16 protein-coding genes and 1 tRNA gene are annotated in these 23,760 nt (G+C 70.5%); 2 read left to right on the top strand and 15 right to left on the bottom strand.

What is annotated here, in order from left to right; translation table 11 throughout:
• Positions 1-24: 24 nt before the first annotated feature.
• The 13 genes from murA to SB754_RS05820 all read right to left on the bottom strand — a co-directional run bounded on the left by murA (position 25) and on the right by SB754_RS05820 (position 19,802).
• Positions 25-1,395, bottom strand: a complete 1,371-nt coding sequence (murA, locus tag SB754_RS05880) for a UDP-N-acetylglucosamine 1-carboxyvinyltransferase (protein ID WP_410781416.1) — start codon at positions 1,393-1,395, stop codon at positions 25-27.
• Entirely contained in the window at positions 1,392-1,991 is a 600-nt protein-coding gene (gene leuD, locus SB754_RS05875; protein WP_410781415.1) for a 3-isopropylmalate dehydratase small subunit, read from the bottom strand. Before leuD ends, murA begins: the two co-directional genes overlap by 4 nt.
• Positions 1,991-3,463 carry a 3-isopropylmalate dehydratase large subunit gene (leuC, locus tag SB754_RS05870; protein WP_410781414.1) on the bottom strand — a complete coding sequence of 491 codons (1,473 nt, stop codon included), beginning with the start codon at positions 3,461-3,463 and terminating at the stop codon, positions 1,991-1,993. Before leuC ends, leuD begins: the two co-directional genes overlap by 1 nt.
• Positions 3,464-3,614: 151 nt before the next feature.
• Positions 3,615-4,097, bottom strand: coding sequence for an FHA domain-containing protein (locus SB754_RS05865; protein WP_410781413.1), 483 nt, complete (start codon positions 4,095-4,097; stop codon positions 3,615-3,617).
• Positions 4,098-4,143: 46 nt separating this feature from the next.
• Entirely contained in the window at positions 4,144-6,498 is a 2,355-nt protein-coding gene (locus SB754_RS05860; RefSeq protein ID WP_410781412.1) for a transglutaminase-like domain-containing protein, read from the bottom strand.
• Positions 6,495-7,811 carry a DUF58 domain-containing protein gene (locus tag SB754_RS05855; RefSeq protein ID WP_410781411.1) on the bottom strand — a complete coding sequence of 439 codons (1,317 nt, stop codon included), beginning with the start codon at positions 7,809-7,811 and terminating at the stop codon, positions 6,495-6,497. The genes SB754_RS05860 and SB754_RS05855 overlap by 4 nt, the downstream gene beginning before the upstream one ends.
• 65 nt (positions 7,812-7,876) lie before the next feature.
• The gene (locus SB754_RS05850; RefSeq protein ID WP_410783266.1) at positions 7,877-8,839 is read right to left on the bottom strand and encodes an AAA family ATPase; all 963 of its coding nucleotides are present in this window, start codon (positions 8,837-8,839) and stop codon (positions 7,877-7,879) included.
• 31 nt (positions 8,840-8,870) lie between these two features.
• The gene (locus SB754_RS05845) at positions 8,871-14,105 is read right to left on the bottom strand and encodes an Ig-like domain-containing protein (RefSeq protein WP_410781410.1); all 5,235 of its coding nucleotides are present in this window, start codon (positions 14,103-14,105) and stop codon (positions 8,871-8,873) included.
• A gap of 152 nt (positions 14,106-14,257) precedes the next feature.
• A complete protein-coding gene (locus SB754_RS05840) occupies positions 14,258-15,013 on the bottom strand; it encodes a hypothetical protein (protein WP_410781409.1) in 756 nt (251 codons plus the stop codon).
• Entirely contained in the window at positions 15,001-16,695 is a 1,695-nt protein-coding gene (locus SB754_RS05835; protein ID WP_410781408.1) for a protein kinase domain-containing protein, read from the bottom strand. Before SB754_RS05835 ends, SB754_RS05840 begins: the two co-directional genes overlap by 13 nt.
• 5 nt (positions 16,696-16,700) lie before the next feature.
• Complete coding sequence (locus SB754_RS05830) at positions 16,701-17,912, bottom strand: FHA domain-containing protein (RefSeq protein ID WP_410781407.1); 1,212 nt, start codon at positions 17,910-17,912, stop codon at positions 16,701-16,703.
• 7 nt (positions 17,913-17,919) lie between these two features.
• Entirely contained in the window at positions 17,920-18,738 is an 819-nt protein-coding gene (locus SB754_RS05825; protein ID WP_410781406.1) for a PP2C family protein-serine/threonine phosphatase, read from the bottom strand.
• Entirely contained in the window at positions 18,735-19,802 is a 1,068-nt protein-coding gene (locus tag SB754_RS05820; protein WP_410781405.1) for a TerC family protein, read from the bottom strand. Before SB754_RS05820 ends, SB754_RS05825 begins: the two co-directional genes overlap by 4 nt.
• Before the next feature lie 341 nt (positions 19,803-20,143).
• Between SB754_RS05820 and SB754_RS05815 the strand changes: the two genes are divergently transcribed.
• Both SB754_RS05815 and SB754_RS05810 read left to right on the top strand, forming a co-directional pair.
• Positions 20,144-20,956: an alpha/beta fold hydrolase gene (locus SB754_RS05815; RefSeq protein ID WP_410781404.1), complete on the top strand. Its 813-nt coding sequence runs from the start codon at positions 20,144-20,146 to the stop codon at positions 20,954-20,956.
• On the top strand, positions 20,953-22,365 hold the full coding sequence (locus SB754_RS05810; protein ID WP_410781403.1) for a diguanylate cyclase: 1,413 nt from the start codon (positions 20,953-20,955) through the stop codon (positions 22,363-22,365). The genes SB754_RS05815 and SB754_RS05810 overlap by 4 nt, the downstream gene beginning before the upstream one ends.
• Positions 22,366-22,626: 261 nt before the next feature.
• Here the strand turns inward: SB754_RS05810 and SB754_RS05805 are convergent.
• Together SB754_RS05805 and SB754_RS05800 are read right to left on the bottom strand one after the other, a co-directional pair.
• A tRNA-Glu gene (locus SB754_RS05805) sits at positions 22,627-22,702 on the bottom strand.
• 94 nt (positions 22,703-22,796) lie between these two features.
• Entirely contained in the window at positions 22,797-23,699 is a 903-nt protein-coding gene (locus SB754_RS05800; protein WP_410781402.1) for a YegS/Rv2252/BmrU family lipid kinase, read from the bottom strand.
• Positions 23,700-23,760 lie beyond the last annotated feature (61 nt).

The raw sequence follows: 23,760 nt of genomic DNA, 5'->3' as shown, positions 1-23,760 counted from the left end.
GCAATCTGTGGATAACTCGGGTGTTCAGCCTTCGAGGGTGAAGTCGGCGCCGAGCAGCTCGAGCTTCGTGATGAAGTTCTCGTAGCCGCGGCTGATGATGCCCACATTGCTGACCGTTGAGCGCCCCTCGGCGGTCAGGGCCGCGATGAGGTGGCTGAAGCCGCCGCGCAGGTCCGGGACCTCGATGTCGGCGCCCTTGAGGTCGACCGGGCCCATGATGACGGCGGAGTGGTTGAAGTTCCGCTGGCCGAACCGGCAGGGGTGACCGCCCAGGCACTCCTTGTGCACCTGGATCTTGGCGCCCATGTCGATCAGCGCGTCCACGAAGCCGAAACGCTGCTCGTACACGGTCTCGTGCACGATGGACACGCCGTTCGCCTTGGTCAGGGCGACCACGAGCGGCTGCTGCCAGTCGGTCATGAAGCCGGGGTGGACGTCCGTCTCGATCACGACCGGCTTCAGCTCGCCACCCGGGTGGTAGAACCGGATGCCGTCGTCGGCGATGTCGAAGGCCCCACCGACCTTGCGGAAGACGTTGAGGAAGGTCAGCATCTCGGGCTGACGGGCTCCCCCGACGAAGACGTCGCCACCGGTCGCGAGCGCGGCTGCGGCCCAGCTGGCGGCCTCGTTGCGGTCGAACAGGGCGGTGTGGCTGTAGCCGACGAGCTTGTCGACGCCCTCGATGCGGATGACGCGGTCGGTGTCGACCGTGATGCTCGCGCCCATCTTCTGCAGGACGTTGATGAGATCCATGATCTCGGGCTCGATCGCCGCGCCCTTGAGCTCGGTGATGCCGTCGGCGCGCACTGCGGTCAGGAGGACCTGCTCGGTCGCACCGACGCTGGGGTACGGGAGTTCGAGCTTCGCGCCGTGCAGGCCGTTCGGCGCGGTCATCCGGATGCCGCTCGGCAGCTTGTCGACCACGGCGCCGAACTTGCGGAGCACCTCGAGGTGGTAATCGATCGGACGGTCGCCGATGCGGCACCCGCCGAGGTCCGGGATGAACGCCTCGCCCAGACGGTGCAGGAGCGGGCCGCAGAACAGGATCGGGATGCGGCTGGAGCCGGCGTGCGCGTCGATGTCGGCCATGTGCGCCGACTCGACGGCGCTCGGGTCGAGCAGCAGCTCGCCCTCCTCGGCGCCGTTGGTCACCTTGACGCCGTGCACCTCGAGGAGCCCGCGGACGACCCGGACGTCGGAGATGTCCGGAACATTCCGCAGAACACTCGGGCCTTCGCCGAGGATCGCCGCGACCATCGCCTTGGTGACGAAGTTCTTGGCGCCGCGGACCTCGATGCGGCCCTGGAGGGGGATGCCGCCGTTGATCGTGATGCGGTCGCCCTTGAGGCCGACGTGTGCTCCAGCTGCCTGTGCGTCCTGAAGAAGTGAGTTCAAAGTTTCACCGGGAGGGTCGTGGGCCGCCAGTGAGCGCGGCCCGATTCGTATTCGGAGATGAGCGCCTCGTCGCGCAGGGTCAGGGCGATATCGTCCAACCCTTCGAGCAAACGCCAGCGAGTGTAGTCGTCGATGTCGAAAGACACCTGGACCTCACCGACGGTCGCAGTCTTGGCAACCAGGTCGACCGTGGCCGCTATTCCCGGCTGAGCCTCGATGGCCTCCCAGAGGCGCTCGGCGTCCTCCTCGGTGATGATGCCCGTCAGCAGGCCCTGCTTGCCCGCGTTCCCACGGAAGATGTCGGCGAAACGGGGACTGAGGACCACCCGGAACCCGAAGTCGCGGAGTGCCCACACGGCATGTTCGCGTGACGAACCCGTGCCGAAGTCGGCACCGGCGACCAGCACGGTGGCGCCCTGGTACTCCGGCCGGTTCAGGATGAAGTCCGGGTCCTGACGCCAGGCGTGGAAGAGCGCATCCTCGAAGCCCGTCTTGGTGACGCGCTTGAGGAACACGGCGGGGATGATCTGGTCGGTGTCGACGTTGGAGCGGCGGAACGGCACGGCGGTCCCGGTGACGGTCTCGAACTTCTCCATCAGGCGTCCACCATCTCCTCGTCGCGCACCAGATCCCAGGGGCTGGACAGCGTTCCGCGGATCGCGGTCGCCGCCGCCACCAGGGGCGAGACCAGGTGCGTGCGGCCTCCCTTGCCCTGGCGGCCCTCGAAATTGCGGTTGGAGGTCGACGCGCAGCGCTCCCCCGGTGCCAGCTGGTCCGGGTTCATGCCCAGGCACATCGAGCAGCCGGCGAAACGCCACTCCGCACCGAACTCCTCGACGATCTTGTCGATGCCCTCGGCCTCCGCCTCGATCCGCACCCGGGCGGATCCTGGCACGACCATGACGCGCACGCCGTCGGCCTTCTTGCGGCCCTGGATGATGGAGGCGAACGCCCGGAGGTCCTCGATCCGGCTGTTGGTGCACGAGCCCATGAACACCGCATCGACCGGAATGCTCTTCATGGGGGTGCCCGGCTGCAGGTCCATGTACTCCAGCGCCCGCTCGGCGGCCGCACGGGAGTTGGGGTCGGCGATCGTGGCAGGGTCGGGCACGGCCTGGCTGAGCGAGACGCCCTGCCCGGGGTTCGTGCCCCAGGTGACGAACGGCTCGATCTCGGCGGCGTCGAGGTAGACCTCGGCGTCGAAGATGGCGTCGTCGTCGGTCTGCAGGGTCTTCCAGTACGCGACCGCTTCGTCCCAGTCGGTGCCCTCTGGGGCGTGCGGACGGCCCTTCAGGTACGCGAAGGTGGTCTCGTCGGGCGCGACCATGCCGGCGCGGGCACCGGCCTCGATCGACATGTTGCAGATCGTCATCCGGCCCTCCATCGAGAGCGAGCGGATGGCGCTGCCGCGGTACTCCAGCACGTAGCCCTGGCCACCGCCGGTCCCGATCTTCGCGATCACCGCGAGGATGATGTCCTTCGCGGTGACGCCGGGACGCAGCTCGCCCTCGACCGTGATGGCCATGGTCTTGAAGGGCTTGAGCGGCAGGGTCTGGGTCGCGAGCACGTGCTCGACCTCGCTGGTGCCGATGCCGAACGCCATCGCGCCGAACGCACCGTGCGTGGAGGTGTGCGAGTCGCCGCAGACGACCGTGATGCCCGGCATGGTGAGGCCGAGCTGCGGACCGACGACGTGCACGATGCCCTGCTCGATGTCGCCCAGCGAGTGCAGCCGGATGCCGAACTCCTCGGCGTTACGGCGCAGGGTCTCGATCTGGGTGCGGCTGGTGAGGTCGGCGATCGGCTTGTCGATGCCGATCGTCGGCGTGTTGTGGTCTTCGGTCGCGATCGTCAGATCGGGCCGGCGGACCGGCCGTCCGGCCATCCGGAGGCCGTCGAACGCCTGCGGGCTGGTCACCTCGTGGACCAGGTGCAGGTCGATGTAGATGAGGTCGGGCGAGCCGTCCTCGCCCTTCGCGACCAGGTGGTCGTTCCAGACCTTCTCGGCCAGCGTCAGCGGCCCCGAGGACGGCTGCGGCCCCGTGGAAATGGGAACAGTGGTGCTCATGTCGTGCGAACTCCTTAGCGTGTGAACGGATCAGCCGTCGACGGACTCCGCGGCGAGGGTGGCCTGATGTCTAGGACTCGCCGCGGCGGCTAAGGAGGAGAAGACCCGCGTACACGACTGACAGGTTATCACCGGCCGGCCGGAAGCTCGGTCAGGAACGCTCGGCGTCGACGAGCAGATCCCCCAGCAGCAGCCGTGCGCCGGGCGGGACGATCGTGGGTTCGCCGGGTTCCGCGCGCGCACCGCCGACGAGGACGCCGTTGGTGGAGTGGAGGTCGGTCACCCGGAGCGTGTCGCCCTCCGGGGTGAGCGCCGCGTGGGTCTTCGACACGGTGGAGGTGGGGTCGTCGAGGGCGATCAGCTCGGCATCTGCGGCGTCAGCGCCGGCGTAGGCGGAGCGCGACGGATTGCGGCCGACGAGGATCGTGCGGGTGACCGGCACGGCTCGTCCCCCCGGGAGGAGGAGACGCCAGACCGGGCGGACGGGTGCGGGAGGCGCACCGGGGCCGGGGGGCGGCGTGAACGCCGGTAAGGGACGGACGGGAACGGGGCCGTCGGACGCACCCGGTGATGATGGTGACGGGCACGACGGGATGAGACCGGGCGGAGGCACGATGAACCCGCTGTCGTCCATGCCGCCCACTATACGGACGTCGGCCTACGCACGTCGGCGCGCCGGGTCAGGCGCGGCGGGCGCGGCGGTAGCGGAACGCGGCGAGGCGGGAACGGACGGAGCCGGCGGCTTTCGTGGCCGCGGCGATCGCGTCGTCAGCGGCCCTCCAGGCGTGATGCACCCTGTCCTCGTGGACGTCGGTGCCGTCGAAGACGGCCGCGTCGACGTGCCGGGCGAGGTCGCGCAGGCCGCCGGGAGGCACCGGCAGGTTCTGCGCGCCGGATTGCGCCTCCAGCGCGGCAGCGGTCTGCAGGCGCGTCGCGCGCTCCGGAACCGCGAGACCGAGTTCTGCGTAGCCGTCGGCCAGCTCGTCCCACGCTCCGGCCGCCCGCCGATCGGGCGGCCCGGTGTTCTCCCGTCGGCGGCGCCGGCGGCGTTTCAGCGCGCCGATCACGAGCAGCGGCACGAAGTAGGCGAGCAACGGGATGCCGATCACGCCGAGCACCACCCACGCCCAGACGGGGATCCGGAACGACGACGCCTTGTCCTTCGGGTCGTTGTCCTTCGTCTTCACCGGGGTGAGGAGGTCTTCAGTGCGAGGGTCGGCGGGCGGAGGCTGGCGCACCTGGGGCTGCGGTTCCAGCTTCGGCTTCGTGGTCTGGTTCTTGGGCGCGTCCGTCTTCGTCGGGGTCGGGAAGAACGGCACCCAGCCCACACCCTGGAACGCCACCTCGTCCCACGCCGTCACGTCGTCACCGGTGACGGTCGTCGTGCTTCCGGTGACCTTGGGGGCGAATCCCATCACCACGCGCGTCGGGTAGCCCAGCCGGCGCGCCATCAGGGCGAACGCGCTCGCGTACTGCTCCTGATCGCCGACCATGGGCGATTTGGAGAGCAGGTCGGTCATCCGGTCGGCTCCCTCGCCCGCCCGGGAGGGGACGGGATCGGACGCGCGGCCGTGGCTGAGGAACCCGAGCGACCTGAGCGACCGCTCGATGTTGCGCAGCTTCTGGATCGCCGTGTCGGCGGAGCCTGCGTATTCCTGGGCCTTCGCCGAGACGACGTCCGGGACGTTGGTGACCGTCGGCAGCGTGAGCGTCGCCGGAGGCACCTTCGCCAGCGCGCGGTCGTTGGGCACCTTCTGCGCGGTCGCTCCGACGGTGTAGCTCAGCCCCTCCCGCACGCCGCTCGTGACCGCCGCCGTTCCTGTTGCGGTGTTGATGCGCACGGTGCTCGCCGGGTCCTGACCGGTGTGCGCGTCGAAGGTGAGGCGGTTCGTGTAGCCGAGGGTGGGAAGCCAGACGTCCGAGTAGCCGAGCACGTCGATCGACGCCGTGGACGACCCCGCCGGGCTGAACAGCGGAGGCTGCGGGATGGTGCTCCCGAGGAGTTCGAAGGCGCCGGAGGCGTCCGTGTCGCTGCCGGGCGAGGCCACCGACCAGACGATGCCGTCGTAGCTGTCCATAGTTGCCAGCCGGATGACCTGGCCCTGTTTGAGCCCGGTCACGGTGAACAGCTTCGTCTTCTGCAGGTCCTTGGTGTACTTGCGGAATCCGGCGAGCGGGCTGGGGTAGTCGAGCGGGTCGAACGGCGGAGTGACCGCGTCGCGGACCACGAAGCGCGACGCGGCGGGCGGTGCGAGCACAGAGCCGGCCAGGGCGCCGACGAGCACCGCTCCGAGGACCACGGCCGCCCCGCCGAGCAGACGGCTGCGCCGGACGGCGGAGTCCGTCTCGATCCTGTCCCTGGCGAAGCGCCCGCGGCGCCAGGAGAGCCAGACGAGAGCCGCAGCGGCGAACAGGACTCCGCGCACCCCGGCGAAGTAGGGGTCGCGGGTCCCCAGCAGGATGGCCGCGAGCAGCAGCAGAGCCGGGCCGGCCAGCAGCACAGCGGCCCGGCCGACCGCAGAGCGACGGCGCCCTGGGCGCGGAAGCCACCGCACGGCGAGCGTGATCGACACCAGCGAGACCAGCCAGCCCGCGACGTACGGGACGACGGCGACGTACGGCGGCGCCTCGAGGGGCGCTTGGAGCGTCACCGCATCCGACCACCCGAAGACGGCGCCGAGGACGAGCCCGGACAGACTGTCCAGCGACGGCAGCACCCCGTACAGCGCTTGCCCCGGCAGGGCCAGCGGCGTCCCCAGCAGGAAGTAGGCGGCCAGCGCGATGACGGCGGTGAGCGGCCAGGAGAGCCGGAACAGCCGCCCCACCAGGGCGACGCCGCCACCGACGACGATCCCCCCGACGGCCGCGGGGACGAACGCGTAGTGCCCGAACGCCGGCTCGAACCCCGCAACGGCCAGCAGGCTGAGCCCCGTCAGGACGGCGACGTCGATCCAGCTCGTCGTCGTGAGCCGGTCGACGAGGCCCGCCGATGAGGCCGCGGCGCGTGAGCGAGTGCCGCCCGTGGTCGCGCTCATCGGCCGGCCCGCTTCAGCAGCGCGGGCAGCTCGGGAAGCGCCGACACGGTGATCAGCATGGAACGCCCGAGGCGGGTGAGCCGCGGCTCTGCCGCCTCGTCGACCCGGATCACGATGGTCTCGGTGTCGCCTCCCCAGAGGGCCGCCGCGCCGCGCAGCTCGGCGGCCTCGACCTGGGAGCCGACCACGGTCACGGCGAGACTCGGCGCCTGCACCCGCAGTGTGGCCTGCCGCAGGAACTCGCGGAGCGTCGGGTGCGCTCCGTCCACCGGCTGGATGCGGCAGGAGTCGTCGAGCAGTGCCGTCGGTGTCTCCACCCGCATCGCGCCGCCCTGCCAGAGCGCCCGGATCTCGGTCTCCTCCCGGATCACCTGGCAGCCGACGGAGGCGAGGACGGCCACGCCCAGCTCGAACTCGTCGTCCGACGCGAAGTGCGACCGCTCGGCGTCGAAGGCCAGGAGGAGCTGCGACCGGCGCGTCTCCTGGTACTGCCGGACCATCAGCTGCCCGGTGCGCGCCGAGGTGCGCCAGTGCACGTTGCGGATGTCGTCTCCTGGCTCATAGGTGCGCAGCGCGTGGAAGGCGAGGTCGCTGTCGGTGATGACCTTGGTGGTCTGGCCCTCCAGGTCGCGCACCAGGCCACGGGCCGTCGCCGCGAGGCGGACCGTTCGCGGGTGCACGAACAGCTCGATCTGCTCGGTCCACTGGTTGGTGCGGCGCAGCAGCCCCAACTGGTCGCCGCGGACGGAGAGGGCCGGACCGGCCAGGATGAGGGCCCGGCGTGCGGTCGGCACGGCGAACAGCTCCTCCGTCTCGGCGCCGGGCGCGAGTCGCGGGATGGTGAAGTCGGCCTGGCCTTCGCCGACCGGGAGCTCCATCCGGGTGGGCAGCACAGAGCGCGTCCCGCTGTTGACGACAGTGAGCCGGCCGAGCGCGCGGTCGCCGGCGACCACTCGTCGCGGGTTGAGCTCGATGCCGACGCGGTAGGTGGAGCGGCCGAAGACGAACGCGGTCGCGATCAGCAGAGCAGCGATCAGCGTCACGGCGATGAACGCGAACTCGGCCCACCCGAGCCACACCACCAGCACGATGGAGACCGCAGCGGAGCCGAGGACGATCCAGCCCAGCGCGCTCACCACGCCGACGACCGGACCGATGCGGGCCCCGACCGCCCGGGCGAGCGGCGCGCCCCGGCCTGCCGCGGCCTTCGCCGCACGTGTGATCCCCGCGCCCAGCTGGCCTGCCGCGATCCGCGCCTGATCCGCCGCAGAGGCGCGGCGGCGCCGGGCGCGGGCGGGGCTGTCGGTGGTCATCGGGGATCCTCTGCGGTCGAGCGGATGCGGTCGGGCGGATGCGGTCGGGCGGATGCGGGCTGCGGTCAGGCGGCGCGATACGCCGGCGGTGTCGCGGAAGCGACCGCCCGCTCGACGATGTCGGCCGCCGTCACTCCGGCGAATTCGGATTCCGGGTCGACGATCACCCGGTGCGCCAGCACGGGCAGAGCGAGTTCACGGACGTCGTCCGGCGTGACGAAGGTGCGCCCGGACGAGATCGCCCAGGTCTTCGCCGCGCGCGCCAGCGCCAGCGCGCCGCGGATGCTGACACCGAGCGCGGCATCCTTGTCGTCGCGGGTCGCGGTGACGATCTCGCTCAGGTAGCCCATCACGCTCGCGTCGGTGTGGACCTCCGAGGCCAGCTGGGCGAGCGTCGAGACCGAGTCCGCGGCGATGATCGGGCGCACGGCCGCCGCACGCGACCGGTTGGACGAGTCGAGCAGCAGGTCGACCGTCGTGGCATGGTCGGGATAGCCGAGGGACGTCTTGATCAGGAACCGGTCGAGCTGCGCCTCCGGCAGCGAGTAGGTTCCGGCCTGCTCGACCGGGTTCTGCGTCGCGATGACGACGAACGGAGTCCCGACCGGATGCCCGACGCCGTCGACCGTGACGACACCCTCCTCCATCACCTCCAGGAGCGCGGACTGCGTTTTCGGGCTCGCCCGGTTGATCTCGTCGGCGAGCACGACCGTCGCGAAGATCGGGCCGGGGTGGAACTCGAACCGCCCGGTGGACTGGTCGTAGATGGTGACGCCGGTCACGTCGGACGGCAGCAGGTCCGGCGTGAACTGGATGCGCGACTGCGTGCCCTCGACCGTGTTGGCGAGGGCCTTCGCGAGCACCGTCTTGCCGGTTCCCGGCACGTCTTCGAGCAGTACATGCCCGCCCGACAGCATCGCCGTGATCACCAGGCGGATGCTGTGCTCCTTGCCGAGGATCGCCTTGTCGACGTTCGCCACCAGTTGCGCGAACGCTCCGGCGAACCAGTCCGCCTGCTCCTGTGTCACTGCCACCGCTGCTTCTCCTTACTCCGGCCGGTCACTTGGACCAGTCCTGAACACTGCTCTGCACGCCGTTCACGACCACGTACGCACCCGGGTAGCCGCACCACGGCTCGATGTCGCTGCCCGCGTTGCCGTGGTAGTGGCCGTAGCCGCTTCCGTCGGTCGAGATCGTCCGGGTCGACAACGTCCCTCCATTGCAGTGCACCTGCATGCTGAACGACCCGTTCTTCGGGAAGTTGTGGAGAGTCACGTCGTACGTGTAGCTGTGAACCCATCCCGGCTTGAGGTCGCCCTTCGCCAGGTCGACCGACGCGGGCGGGTCGGGCTTCTTCTGCACCTGGAACCCGCTCGACGTGGCGTGGCCGCCGGGCTTGCCGTTGCCGTCGTTCGTTGCGTACACCTCGAACGAGTAAGTTCCGACACCCTGGTTCGACGCTGTCGCGGAGGTCGACCTGGTGCTGACCCAGCTGCCGCCCTCCAGCTTGTAGTGGTAGGTCACGGACCCCCCACCGGTCTCGGCCACTCCGGAGAGCGCCGACCAGCTCATCGTCAGATCGCTCGGTGCGTACTGGTCGCCGGTGATCCTCGGGTTCGCGACCTTCGCCGGGGTGCCGTACGGAGTGACGGTGGCGCTCGGCGCGGACTTCTCGCCCCAGCCGTCGGAGTTGTGGGCGCGGACCGCGAACGCGTACGACTTGCCATTCGTGAGCCCGGTGATCGTCACCTTCCCGACGCTCGGAACGACCACGCTGCTCGGACCGCCGCTCACCTCGTAGGAGTCGATCTGCTTGCCGTTGTCGGCCGGCGCCGAGATCGTGACGGTGGCCTCCCCGTCGGTGGCCTGGGCGTTCGACGGCGCGCTCGGCTTCGCCGGCACGTCGTGCACGGTCACCCGCAGCTGCCCGATGGCGGAGGCGGTCCGCTTGGGGTCCTTCGTGGCGTCTTCGACGTGGTAGATCACGTTGACGGCGCCGATGGCCGCGCCGGAGGCCGCGCTGACGCTGATCGACGAGCCCGTGTGCGTCACCGTCACGCCCGCTGGAGCGCTCTGCGCCGTGGCGTCCGTGATCGTCAGCGGCTGGCCCGGGAACGGGTTCACCCACTGCGCGTCGCTCGCGGCGCCGTCGAGGGTCGCGGTGTTCCCGCGTTTGACCTCCTCGGTCTGGGGCGGGTTCTTCTGCGTCGCGACCGGCCGGCTCGAACTCACGACCTGCACGTTCACTGTGCCGGAGATCGTGTGCGTGCCCGAGCTGATGGTCACCGCCACCGTGGCGGTCTCCCCCGCCTGGACGCCGAGCGGAGCGGAGAGCGTCAGCGTCGACCCGCTGAGAGCGGCCTGGATCTTCGGGTTGGACGACGTCCCGCCCGAGTACGTGAGCTTGTTCAGGATGTCCGGGTTCGGATGGAAGCTCGACGCCCGCAGGTCGACCGACAGCGGAGCCTCGCCCGGCTCGATCTTCTCGCTCGGCGACGTGAAGGTCGGCGCGACATCGGACTGGTCGGGTTGGCCGACCGTGATCGGGAGCACCAGGGTGGTGACGCGGTCGGAGTTCTGCCCGGCCTCCCGGCCGTCGTTCACGGTGAACGTGATGGCGGCCGGACCGCGGTAGCCCTTCGCGGCCGTGAAGGTCAGCGTCTGGTCGTCGCCGTACGACGACCCTCCGGAGCTGTTGGTGGCGGTGACGCCGGATGCCCCGGTCAGCTTGTAGCCGCGGCCCGAGGGGACCGTAAGGATGTCGGAGAGCTTCCAGCTCTTGGACCCGTCCGCCTGCACGATCTGCTGCGGGAGGCCGTCCCTGATCCGCGGCGGCGCGGTGGCGGAGCCCTTGGGCGGGACGACGATGAACGCCGCGCCCTTCAGCCCGGTGACCGTGTCGGTCAGCGTGTAGGCGATGGCGATGCGCTGCTCGGCCGGTTTCACCGCGATCGAGCCGCCCTCGCCGACGTCTGCCGCGGACGCGTTGGGGCCGGTGACCTCGACCTTCAGATCGTCGACGAGCCCCGACGGGTTGGTCGCCCCGCTCAACGCGTTCACCTTCACGCTGCTCTTGTTCGCGACCTGGTCCGGTTCGAGCACGTGGTCGATCGCCGTCGGCGGGATGTCCTTGGCATTCGGCGTGACGGTCACCTGGATGAACGCGCTCGCCACACCGCCCTGCCCGTTCGTGATCTGGTACCGCACCACGAACGACCCCTCATCCTTGGGAGCCGTGACGAGGACGATCTTGCCGTGCACCGACGCCGTAAGCCCCGCATCCACCTGCAACAGCTTCTTCTGCAGCGCGATGGCGTAGCCGTTCGGGTCGGAGTCGTTCTCGAGGACCGGGACGGCGATGGTGCGGCCGGGCCTCACCTGGACCGGGTCGTTGACGGCGATCGGCGGACGGACCTGGCTCGGGCGCGGGATGACGGCGATGGAGACCGTGCCGGTCGCCGCCTTCCCGTACGTGTCCTTCAGCTGGTAGGTGAAGGTGTCGGTTCCCGCCGAATCCGGGTACGCCTCGTAGGTGAAGGAGCGGCTGGTGGAGTCGGAGATCCGGCCGAGGGTCGGCTGCGTCGCGAGTCCGGCGAGCGTCACCGAGTCGCCGTCCGGGTCGATACCGTCGAGCGGGACCTCGACGGGCACGGAGGAGCCGGCGAACGCCCGCACGGTCAGCGGCTGCGGCTGCGGCGCGTGATCGGACCCCTTGTCGGGCGCGCCGACGACGAATGTGACCGTCGCCTGGGCCTTCTGCCCGTACTTGTCGGTGATGCCGTAGACCACGTTGTACTGCCCGGGGGCGGTCGGGGCCTGGTAGCGGACGGTCTCGCCGCTGATGAACGCGGTGGCGCCGTCGCCGGCTCCGCTCGCATCCCGCAGCTGGGCGTCGAGGGTGAACGGCGCGTTGTCCGGCGAGTAGTCGTTGTCGAGCACGGACACTGTGGCCACGTCGCCCGCGCGAACGGGCACCTGGTCGTCGACGGCGACGGGAGGCTGGTGCTGCACGAGCGGCGGGACGGGGACCACGGTGATACCCGCCGTCGCCTCGTTGACGCCGTCGGACACGACGTAGCTGAGCTGCACCTGCTGGGTGAGCACGGTCGGCGCCGTGACCTTGACGACGGCGTTGTCGAGCACCTCCACGTTGAGATCCTCCGCACCCTTTCCGACGGAGACCGAGCGCACGGCGAGCACCCGGCCGGACGGTGAGACGTCGTTGTCGAGCACGGCGACCGACGTGGGCTCGCCTGGGCGCACGTACGCCTTATCGGTGACGGCGATCGGCGGCGCCTGGCTGGCACCCTGGGCCTGGATGTCGACCCGGGCCAGACCGGTCGTGGTCTTCGGGCCGGCGCCGAGCGTGTAGACGACGTAGTACTCCCCGGGCGCGTTGCTCTTGACGGTGACGGTCCCCTTGGCGGCGTCGGCCGTGACCTGGGCGCCGGAACCATCGAGGCTCACCCCGACCAGGGTGAGCGGCTCGCCGGACGGCGACTGGTCGTTGTCGAGCGGATGCAGCACCACCGGCCGCCCCGTGAAGCCGTCTCCGAAGTCGGTTACCGCGACGGGCTCGAGCGTCCCGGCGGGTTTCACCGTGATGATCAGGCTGCCGGTCGTGGACGCTCGGCCGTCCGACACCGTGACCCGGACCTCCTTCGACCCCGCCTGTCCGGTCTTGCTGGTGAAGGTCACATCGCCGTTGGGTTTGAAGCGGACGTCGTCCTCGGTCGTCGCCGTCGCAGCCACAAGGCTGAGGTCGTCGCCGTCCGGGTCGATCCAGTCGTTGAGGACGTTGTACGAGACGGACTGCCCGACCTCGGTCTGCGCCGTGCTCGGCCGGGTGGAGGCCGGCGCCGCGTTCTCGGCCGGCTGTTTGAGGGTGGCGTCCACCTGCGCCGACGCGGTCCCGCCCCGGCCGTCGTCGACGGAGTAGCGGAACGAGATCGTGCCGCTCAGTCCCTCCTTCGGCGTGAACTGGAGCGCCCGCCCGCCTTCCACCGTCTGAAGCTCGCCCTGCGCGGCGGGGATGGCGGACACGTCGGAAATCGTGAGCACGTCGCCGTCCGGGTCCGTGTCGTTGGCGAGCACGTGCAGCACCGTGGACCGCCCCGGGCGGACCCCGTAGGCGTCGTCCACCGCGATCGGCGGCCGGTTGACCTCCGTCCGCTGGGCGAGCGTGTCGGCGAAGGACTGCACGACGGGCTTCTCCTCGCCGGTGTCGCCCTGGACGGTCGTGTCGTTCGGCTTCAGCTGCGCCCAGTTCTGGACCAGGCGCATATCGGAGGAGACGACCCAGGCGTTGCCGTCACGCAGATTGTTGAGCGCGATCACCCCGTGGTTGACGCGGAACTCCAGGTCGTCGCCGCGCACCGGCTGTTCGATGTCGAGACCGATCGGCTTCTTGCCGTCGCAGGCGTAGAGGTAGCGACCGGAGCCGGACCAGGCGCCGTAGGAGCACGCGCCGAGCCGGACCGGTGCCGAGACCGCCTTCTCCCCGCCCGTGGACGTCGCCCCCGCCGGACTGGACGTCACCGTTCCCCCGCCGAGCGGGACGGTGAGGAGGCTGTTCGCCGTGGCGACGAGGGCGACGGAGTCGTCCTGACCCGGCTGCTGCAGCTTCAGCCCCTTCGCGGGGAGGGCGACGGTCGTCCCTCCGCCGGTGATCACTGTGTTGCCCTGCGTGTCGAGGACCACCGGCTGGTCGCCGACGGCCGTCAGCTGAAAAGCGCCCGGCACCGGGAAGTCGCGCGTCTGCGCCGTCGCTCCCGGGCGGTCGACCGTGAGCAGCTTCTTGCCCTGCGGCGCCACGACGAACGTCGTGCCCGACTTCGCGACCGTCAGCTCGGCGCCGCGGCCGACCTTCGCGACCGGCTTGGTCTTCGACCGGTCGAAGTCGAGGCGCCCCGACGCGTCGAGGACCCAGAGCGAGCCGTCCGGTGAGAGGACCGAGAACGTGTTGCCGCCGTAGCCGACCTGCGAGTTCTGCGGAAGCTGGATGCGACCGCCGAGGGAGACGAATGCGGGGTCGATGCGGTCCACCGTCCCGTGCGGCAGGTCGGTGAGGAAGTAGGACGACCCGTCCTGCAGCACGTCGAGGTCGGCGCTGGCGCCGGTGACCGCGGCATCCAGCTCGTCGATCTGGTGGTTCAGCCGGCCGCCGAGCAGCTTCTCGCCGTTGGTCACCCAGACGTCGCGCGTGTCGAGGTCGACCGCGTTCACCGGGAAGCCCTTGTGCAGCACGGCGACCGTCAGCGGGACGCCGACGACGACGGCGAGTGCAGTGGTCACGGCGAGCGTCTTCCGCTGTCGGAACCACGTGCTCAACGAAACCAAGATCTGCTATCCCCCGGGCTGGAAAGTCGCGTAAACGCTAACACGACCCCCTGACGCGTCCGGAATGGGGAGGACTCCCCATTCCCGCCGGGCCACGCGTCTTCGCGTCAGTCGTCCGCCCCACCATCCTCCGGGGCGGCGGGCAGGTCAACTGCGGAGGGCCGGTCGAGCAACGGGAGGTCCTCGACCCCGACCAGCCGGGTCGTCACCGCATATTCGACGAGCCGCGCCCGGCGGTTGGTCGCCAGCTTCCCGCGTCCGCCGCGGAGGCCGGCGACACCCAGCTTGTCCAGCTTGTCGCAGACGTTGTCGAGCTTCCGGTTGAAGGTCGTCATGCTCCAGCCCAGGCGTTCGGCCGCCTCCGCAGAGCTCGGGATGGTGCCCCGGCCGGGGACGGTCTGTGTCAGCACGCCCTCGGCGAGAGCGACGATGAGCTGCCGCTGGCTCGTCGTCAGCGTGACCGGGAGGACCGTCGTCGAGCCGCCGGCGGCATCCACCCGGACGGCGGTGTCGAACCAGTCCTCCTCGCTCGAGATGGTGAAGTCGTACGTCGTCGCGCCCGCACTGAACATGACGTGCATGGTCTGGAACACGATCGGGAGCTTCGCGCCCGGCGCGAGCCACGCCTGCATGGTGCCGGTTGCGTCGGTCACGGTGGCGGTCAGGAGGGTGCCGACGTTGCTCAGCCACCACATCCCGAAGTCGTGGCCGATGGTGAGGAACCGCCGGTGGAGGTACGGGTTGTCGTCGATGGTCAGCTCGGCCTCGCGTCCGATGCCGAACTCGATGCCGGGCTCCACCGCGTAGTGCTCGCCGCAGAACTCGACCGCGAGCGGCTTGGCGGGCGCCGTCACGAGGCGCACGCCTTCAGCGACTGGGAGGTGCGGCCCGCCCGGACAGTCGCGATGTCGATGCAGACCGGCACGCCAGGCGTCAGTCCGGTGACGGTGACCGTCGGATCGGCGATCACCGAGGGGCCGTTCGTCGTCCCCTCCTGCACCCAGGTGAACTGGTCGCTCTTCTGCGGGTCCTGCGTCTTCCAGGCGAAGGTGGCGCTGGCGCCGTCGGGGGCGCGGACGGCCGAGACGAGCACGGGGGGCGGCACGACGGTGACGGCGATGCCGCTGTCGTCTCCGGGTCGCGCTCCTGAGGTGTTCGGGGAGGCGGCGGGTGCGAGGGCGTTGGACACCACGACGGCGCCGATCCCGAGGACGATCACGGCTGCCGCTCCCGCACCGATCCAGGCCAGGATGCGTCGGCGGGGGTCGCGGGGAGTCGAGGGGTCGTCGGTCGCCGTATCGACCGGCTCGTCCGTCGCCGCCGCTTCGTCCCCGGGTGCTGTGGCCGGTCGCGCACGCAGGACGGTGTGCTCGGCGACGTCGGCGGTGCTCGGAGCCGTCGCACCGCGCGTGGCCCGCGCCGGCGCCTCCGGAGAGACCGGCACCACGCCGCGGACGCGGGTCGCCTCCGGCTCCGGTGGAGCTGCGGGTGCCGGCGCGTCTGCGGGTGCCGGTGCGGCCTCTCGTGGCGCAACGGGTTCGGGCTGCGCGTGGATGGTCGCGACCGACCGGGCGCGCGTCTCCTGCTCGTCCCCCGCGACGGGCGCCGGCCGGGCATCCCCCAGGCTCAGGTTCGGAACGTCGATGCTGGTCGGGGCGAGGCCGCGTTCCAGCTCGACGCGCTGCAGCGCGCGGGCGAAGTCGACGGCCGACTGGTAGCGGTCCTCGCGGCGCGTCGCCATGCCGCGGCGCAGCACGGCGGTGAGCGACGACGGGACGTCGGCTCGGTCCAGCGGGGTGATCATCCCGCGCTCGATGCGTCCCATCAGGTCGAGCGTGCCGTTGGAGCGGCCGGGGACCTCGAACGGAGTGCGGCCGGCGAGAAGGGTGTAAACGGTCGCCGCCAGCGAGAAGATGTCGCTGCGCACGTCGGGCTCCGGGTCGTCGGCGAACATCTCCGGCGGCGACCAGGGCACGCTCAGTCCGACGCTCCGGCTGCCGGAAGTGGACGTGTCCGACGGCGAGCTGCGCAACTCGGAGAGCGTCGTGGTGTGGACGGGCAGCTCCTCCAGGGCCGAGGCGATCCCGAAATCGGTGAGCGCAGGCCAGCCCAAGGCGTTCGTCAGCACGTTGGCGGGCTTGATGTCCCTGTGGAGGATGCCGGCCGCGTGCGCCGTCGCCACCGCGCTGGAGAGCCGGACCCCGGTGCGCAGCGCGTCCTCCACGCCGATCCGCTCGCGCTTCAGCCGGTCGGCCAGCGACGGCCCGGAGCAGTACTCCATGACGAGGAACGGCCGGTCGTCGCCCGCCACCCCTGCGTGGAAGATGGTGACGATGTAGGGATGCGCGGACAGCCGCGCCATGACGTTCGCTTCGTCCACGAACCGGGCCCGCGCCGCCTCATCCACGCCATCGGTCAGCAGCACCTTCACGGCGACGCTGCGCTTCGGCAGCTCCTGCTCGTAGAGGAAGACGTCCGAGAATCCGCCGGATCCGAGAAGACGGATGAAGTGGAAGCCGTCGAGTTCCGGCGGCTGCGACGCCATGCGCCTCATCCGGCGGCCTCGACGGTCAGTGTGGCGCCGCTTCCCAAGTCGATGACGGTGCCCAGCACGACCGTCGTCGGCTCGCCGCTCCGCAGCTTCTGCGGCGACGCGCCGGGAAGGACCACCATGGTTCCGTTGCGGGAGTGCAGGTCGGTGACCACGACGCTGTCCCCCTCGACGGCGACGGCGACGTGCGAGCGCGAGATGTCGTCCTCGGCGGTCGTGAGGGTGACGGGTCGCGCGCCGCGGAGCGACGGAACCGCGGAGACGCTGGGCGCGCGTCCGACCACGACCGGCACCGACAGCGGCTCGCGCCGGCCGTCGGAGAGCAGGACCGCGAAGCGCTGGCGCTCGGGCACCGGCTCGGACTCGGGGGTCTCCACCGGCGCCGTCGGCTCACCGCGCCGTGGGAGGTCGCCGCTCATGATCGTCAGGCCGTCGTGGTCGCCCTCCAGGCTTCCGGCGGCGGGCGGGAAGGAGTCGGTGATGAAGCCGGGGAGGTCGATGCGGGCGGGCGCGGCCTCCTCGTCCTCCGGACGGACGGCCGCCTCCTCGACGCTGCGCACCATCGTGGCGCCGAACAGGTGGTCGTAGCCGGTGGTCTCGGACGGCGCGGACGCGGCCGCGACCTCGGTGAGCGTCGCCTCGGGGACGCGCGTGTGCTCGTCGGGCTCTGCGGCGGCGAACGGCTCGACAGCAGGGCCGGCCACGATCGCCTCGGCGGCGACGGCATCCACCGGTCCCGTGTCGCGTTCGCGCCGCGGCGGTGCGGCCACGGTGGCTCCCGCCTCCTCACGCTCATCGGCGGACCAGGCCAGTCCTGATGAACGCACGACGCCCTCCACGAGCGGCAGCGTGTCGCGCGACGCTCCGTCGCCCAGGGTGACCGTCTCCGCACCGGTCAGCTGCGTCTCCACCCAGGACGAGACCCCGGTGGCGCGGACGGACCGCTCCCGGCCGTCTTCGGTCACCGTGGCGGCGGCCGTTCCGCGCACGGCGAGGAGCACCGTCTCGGCGGAGGCGTCCAGCAAGGCGAAGGACGGCGTGCGGCTGAGGCCTGCCGCGACGAGACCGTCGAGCGTCTCGGCGAACCCGGCACGCACGGCCACGAGGAGGCCGCGGAGCCGGACGGGATCGGTCTCGGCGACGAGCAACGCCCGTCCACCGCCCGCGACGACCGCCCACTCCCCTGCTGCCGCCTGCTGAACCTCGAACACGGACGAACTACTCCCTCGGCTGCGTGTCGTCGAACGCGCGACCGCTGCCGTCGTCCGCGCGTTCCCGCGTGTCGACGGGGGCCTGCGTGTCCTCCCCGGTCACCGATTCAATCACGATCACGGTGATGTTGTCGTGGCCACCGGCGTCGTTCGCCGCGTCGACGAGGGCCGCGGCCGGGTCGGCGGGCGCCTCCGCCAGGATCTCGGCGATCCTGCGGTCGCTCAATTCGCGCGTCAGGCCGTCCGAGCACACCAGGAAGATCTGCCGCCCCTCCTCGGGGACGAGCACACTGTCGGTGTCGACGAAGTCCTCGGCGCCCAGAGCCCGTGTGATGACGTTCCGCTCGGGATGGACGGCCGCCTGCTCCTCGGTGATGAGCCCGGCATCCACCAGCTCCTGCACCGCCGAGTGGTCGATCGTCAGCTGCCGGAGATCGCGGCCGTTCCACGAGTAGACACGCGAATCGCCGACGTTGACGACCATCCACTGCTCGGCGGCGAGCTCGGGGACCCTCACCCGCACGACACCCGTGAGCGTGGTGCCTGCGACCGCGGCGCCGGACTCGTCCGCGCCGGACAGGGCGCGCACGGCGGCGTTGGCCTCGTCGATCGCGCGGACGACCTCATCCGGAGTCGGGCGGGTCCCCGGCTGGAGCGTGCGAGCCAGGCTCTCGACCGCCGTGCGGCTCGCCAGGTCGCCGCGCGCGTGACCTCCCATGCCGTCGGCGACGACGAAGACGGGATCCTGCGCCAGAGCACTGTCCTCGTTGACGTGCCGGACCGCACCCGTGTCGCTGCGGACGCTCACGCCGACGAGAGAGCTCATGTGCGGGGGTCCTCCTGGATGCCGTCGACGGCCGCAGCGTCGGTGTCGTCCTGTTCTGGCTCGTCGCCGTCGATGGCGGCGGCGACGGTGGTGCCGCTCATCCGCAGCTTCACCAGACTTGCAATCGTAGCGACAAGCATCGCACCGACGATCACCGCGAGAGACGTCCACGTGCTGATGTCGGGAGCCCACTCGATGTGCTCGCCGCCGTTGATGAAGGGCAGCTCGTTCTCATGCATCGCATGGAAGACCAGCTTCACGCCGATGAAGGCGAGGATGAACGCGATGCCGTACTTGAGGTACACCAGCTTGTCGAGCAGGTGGCCGAGCAGGAAGTAGAGCTGGCGCAGGCCCATCAGCGCGAAGACGTTGGCGGTGAAGACGATGAACGGGCTCTGGGTGATGCCGAAGATCGCCGGGATGGAGTCCAGCGCGAAGAGCAGATCCGTCGTCCCGAGCGCCAGGAAGACGATGATGAGCGGCGTGAACATCCGGCGGCCGGCGACCGTCGTCCGCAGCTTGTTGCCTTCGTACTGGCTGGACACCTTGAGGTGCCGGCGGGCGAAACGGATGAACCAGGAGTCCTCCCCGCCCTCGTCGTCGTGGTTGCCGAACGCCTGGTTGAAGGCCGTCCACAGCAGGAAGGCGCCGAACAGGTAGAAGATCGCGCTGAAGCTGGCGATGAGCCCCGCCCCGAGCACGATGAAGACGCCGCGGAAGACCAGCGCCAGGATGATGCCCACCATGAGCACCTCCTGCTGGTACTTCCTGGGCACCTTGAACCTCGCCATGATGATGACGAAGACGAACAGGTTGTCGATGCTGAGGCTGTACTCGGTCAGCCAGCCGGCCAGGAACTGCCCGGCGTGCTCCGCATCCCCGATCGTCAGCATGAGCAGCGCGAAGACCAGGGCGAGGGCGACGTAGAACGACACCCACAGCGCCGACTCGCGCGGGCTCGGGATGTGCGGCCGCTTGTACACGTACAGCAGGTCGAACGCCAGGACCAGGCCGAGGACGACGAAGGAGCCGATCTCGAACCAGGCGGGGAGGGCGAGTTCCATGGAAGAAACCTTTCGAAGGGCGCGGACGACGGCCGAAAGTCTCTCCCGCACCTCGCGGTGCCCCTGCGCCCGGGTCCGCCGCCATGGCGGGCCGTGATGACGTGCGCAGCGCCGGTGCTGCGCGCGTCGCCGCCCGCAGGAACCGTCCGGGATACTCCCCTTCGCTCCCACCATCCTATCCGGGTCGGTGGTCCGGGGCAGGCTCTGCACCGAGGAACGCGATAGCGGGGATCGTTCAGCCGACGGCCGGTAGGCTCACAGTGCGGATACGGCGGGAGAGCGCTGGAGGGACCGGTCCTCGCACCCGTATCGGTGTGTGAACAGCAGATGGGACTCCGTGGATGACGCTGACGATCGAGACCGTCGACCCGCTTCGCCGCAACAACGTGCACGAGTACGGCAATCCGGCGGGACGCCCGATCGTCTTCGCCCACGGCTTCGGCTGCAGCCAGGAGGTCTGGAGCCGCGTGGTCCCGCACTTCGAAGCGGACTTCCGGGTGATCGTCTTCGACCACGTCGGGGCGGGCTCCTCCGATCTGTCCGCGTACGACCGCGCCAAGTACGACTCCCTCCAGGGCTATGCGGACGACGTGCTGGAGATCCTGGAGGCCCTCGACCTCCGCGATGTCGTCTTCGTCGGGCACTCGGTCAGCAGCATGATCGGCGTGCTCGCCGCCAACCGCTCCCCCGAACGATTCGGACGCCTCGTCCTGGTCGGGCCGTCGCCCCGCTACATCGACGACGCCGACTACCTCGGCGGATTCACCCGTGCTGACATCGACGGGCTGCTGGACGCGCTGGATGTGAACTACCTGGGCTGGTCGGAGGTCATGGCCCCGGTGATCGCGGGGAACGCCGACCGCCCGGAGGTGGGCGCGGAGCTCACCGCGAGCTTCTGCCGGACCGACCCGGTCATCGCCGGCCACTTCGCTCGGGTGACCTTCCTCTCGGACAACCGCGTCGACCTCGCGGAGGTGACGGTCCCGACGATCGTGCTGCAGTGCTCGGAGGATGCGATCGCCCCGACGGTGGTCGGGCGGTACGTGCACCAGCAGATCGCCGGAAGCGAGTTCGTGCAGCTGGACGCCAGCGGGCACTGCCCCAACCTGTCCGGGCCGGACGAGCTGGCGGAGGCCATCCGGAGCCGTCTGTGACGGAGCAGACGCCGGCTTCCGTGCCGGCGGTCTCCGCGGCCGATCTCTACGACCGGGCGCCGTGCGGCCTCCTGACGGTGACCGAGAAGGGCCGGATCGTCCGCATCAACGGCACCTTCTCTTCGTGGACCGGTTGGAGCGCGGAGGAACTGACCGGCACTCCGCTCGCCGACCTCCTCGAACCCGGCGCCCAGATCTTCTACGAGACCCGGTTCCTGCCGATCCTGCACCTGCAGGGTGAGGTGAGGGAGGTCGCTCTGGCGTTCCGCACTGCGCGTGAGGCGGCGCTGCCGGTGCTGGTGAACGCCGTGGTCGACAAGGCGGACGGCACCCCGGTGATCCACGTCGCCGTGTTCGACGCGAGCCACCGCCAGGACTATGAGCGACAGCTGCTGGCCGCGCGTCGCATCGCCGAGAGCTCCGAGGCGCGGACGCGCATCCTGCAGAACGCCACCACCGCCTTCGGCGAGAGCGACACCGTCGAGCTTCTGGCCGGCGCACTCGCCGCGAGCGCCCAGGAGGCTCTGGGGGCGGCCGCAGCCGCCGTCTTCCTCGACGACCGCCACCCGCGCCTGGCGGGCGGCAGCGTGCCCCTCGATCCGGATCTCCTGCCCGGTGGGCTGCCCGCGGAGGCCGTCGCGGCGGGTGCGGCCGGCGCCGTGGTCACCTGGTCGGTGCGTGACGGACAGGACCACCCGGAGACGGCGACCGCCCTCCGGGCGGCGCGCCTCGACTCGATGCTGACTGCTCCGCTGCTGCAGGGCGGCGCGCCGATCGGGACGCTGGCCTGCTACTTCTCCCGGCCTCCCGAACTCGACGACCACGCCATCGACCTGCTCCGCTCGCTCTGCCGCCAGGCCGCGCAGACCGTCGCACGTCTGCGGCTGCAGGCGCAGCTCGCGGCCATCGCGCTGCACGATCCGCTGACCGGTCTCGCCAACCGGGTGCTGCTCCGCACGCACATCGCAGCGAGCGTCACGGAGGCGATCGAGCGGCAGGAGCCGCTCGCCCTGATCTTCGTCGACCTGGACGACTTCAAGTCGGTGAACGACGAGCTCGACCACACGGCGGGCGACACCGTGCTCAAGCTCGTGGCCGCCCGGCTCAACGCGGCCGTGCGCGGCGACGACCTGGTCTGCCGCTACGGCGGCGACGAGTTCATCATCGTCTGCCGGAACACCGACCACGACGCGGCCGCGGCGATCGCCGAGCGCATCCGCGTGGCGATCAAGCAGCCCCTCCACGACGACGGATGGCAGCGCGCGATCACCGCCAGCGTCGGCGTGACAGTCCACCGGCCCGGCGGTTCGCGCGTCCTCGACGGGCCGGAGCTGCTGCGCGTGGCGGACAAGGCGATGTACCGGTCGAAGGACCGCGGCAAGGACCAGGTCAGCGTCATCGCGCTGTGACAGGAGGCGTCAGCGAACGCGGAAGCTTCCGAGTCTGTCTCGCTGCTGCGTTCGTGAAGTCGATTCGGTACGTCACCGATCGAGGCTGTCGCGGAGCTCGCCAGGCTGACCCGGCCACCATCATCCTCAGCCTTGGCGGTACGGTAGGCGTCGACATCCTGCGCCATCTCGAACGAAAGCCCCGAGTGGCTGTGCTGCAGGGCGGAGCGCCGAGCACATGAAAAAGCCCGCTTCCCCTGTCAGACAGAGGGAAGCGGGCGATGGTGACCCCAGCGGGATTTGAACCCGCGTTACCGCCGTGAGAGGGCGACGTCCTAGGCCGCTAGACGATGGGGCCGTCTGGCAACTAGAAGATCATGCCACAGATGGGGTCGGGGTGCCAAAACGGCCCCGGACTCCCGGGCGCGTCGCAGCAGGTTCGTGGAGGTGCCTCAAGCGAGCACCCGGAGGGCGCCGGGGACGACCGAAACGTCGATCGGAAGAGGCCCGATCCGCTCCCCGTCGGCGTAGGCGATCACGCCGTCCGCCTCGATGCGGGCGCTGCTCACCGGGAGCAGCGTGACCTCCGGCAGCGTGGTGTGCTCGCCGCGGAAGACCTTCGGGAACATGCGGAGGAAACGTAGACGCGACATGCGCTCGACGATGAAGAGGTCCAGGCGACCGTCGGCGAGGTCGGCGTCCGGCGCGATGCGCATCCCACCGCCCAGCGACCGGTTGTTGGCGACCGAGACCAGCATCGCCTGCACCTCGAGCACGCGCCCGTCGGCGTGGATGCGGTACCGCCGCGCCTTCAGGGTCGCCAGCTCCCGGAGCAGTGCGACGATGTAGCGGCTGCGACCGCGCGGGCGGGACATCAGGTTGGCGCGCTCGTTCACGGTGGCGTCGAAGCCGGCCGAGACGACGCAGCCGAACCAGGTGGTGAGCTCCCCGTGCCGGATGGTCCCGGCGTCGATGCGTCGCGGCTCCCGCTCCAGCGCGGCGATCAGGAGGTCGATCGCGGCCTCCGTGTCGTGGATGGGGATGCCCAAGCCATCGGCGAGGTCGTTGCCGGTGCCGCTCGGCACGATCCCGAGAGGGAGGTCCGTCTCGGCCACGAGGTCGATGCCGAGGTTCGCCATCCCGTCGCCGCCCACCACCACGAGCGCGTCGGCTCCGTCGGCGATGGCCTTCGCGGTCTCGCGGCGGAGCAGCTCGATATTGGCCTCGTCCATCACGACCACCCGGTGTCCGGCGTTGCGCAGCCGTTCGACGACGCGGGGGCCGACGTCGCGGCGGTGGCCGAAGGAGGCCATCGGATTGACCGCGACGACCACGGCCCGCGGAGTTGTGGTCACAGTGCCCGATGATGACACACGCGGGGCGCGCGGCCGGTTCGGCGCGCGCGCCCGCAGTGCA

This window comes from Leifsonia sp. SIMBA_070 (assembly GCF_046534635.1).
GTDB lineage: Bacteria > Actinomycetota > Actinomycetes > Actinomycetales > Microbacteriaceae > Leifsonia.
The sequence above is the reverse complement of the archived record's forward strand: the minus strand, read 5'-3'. Positions and strand labels throughout refer to the sequence as shown.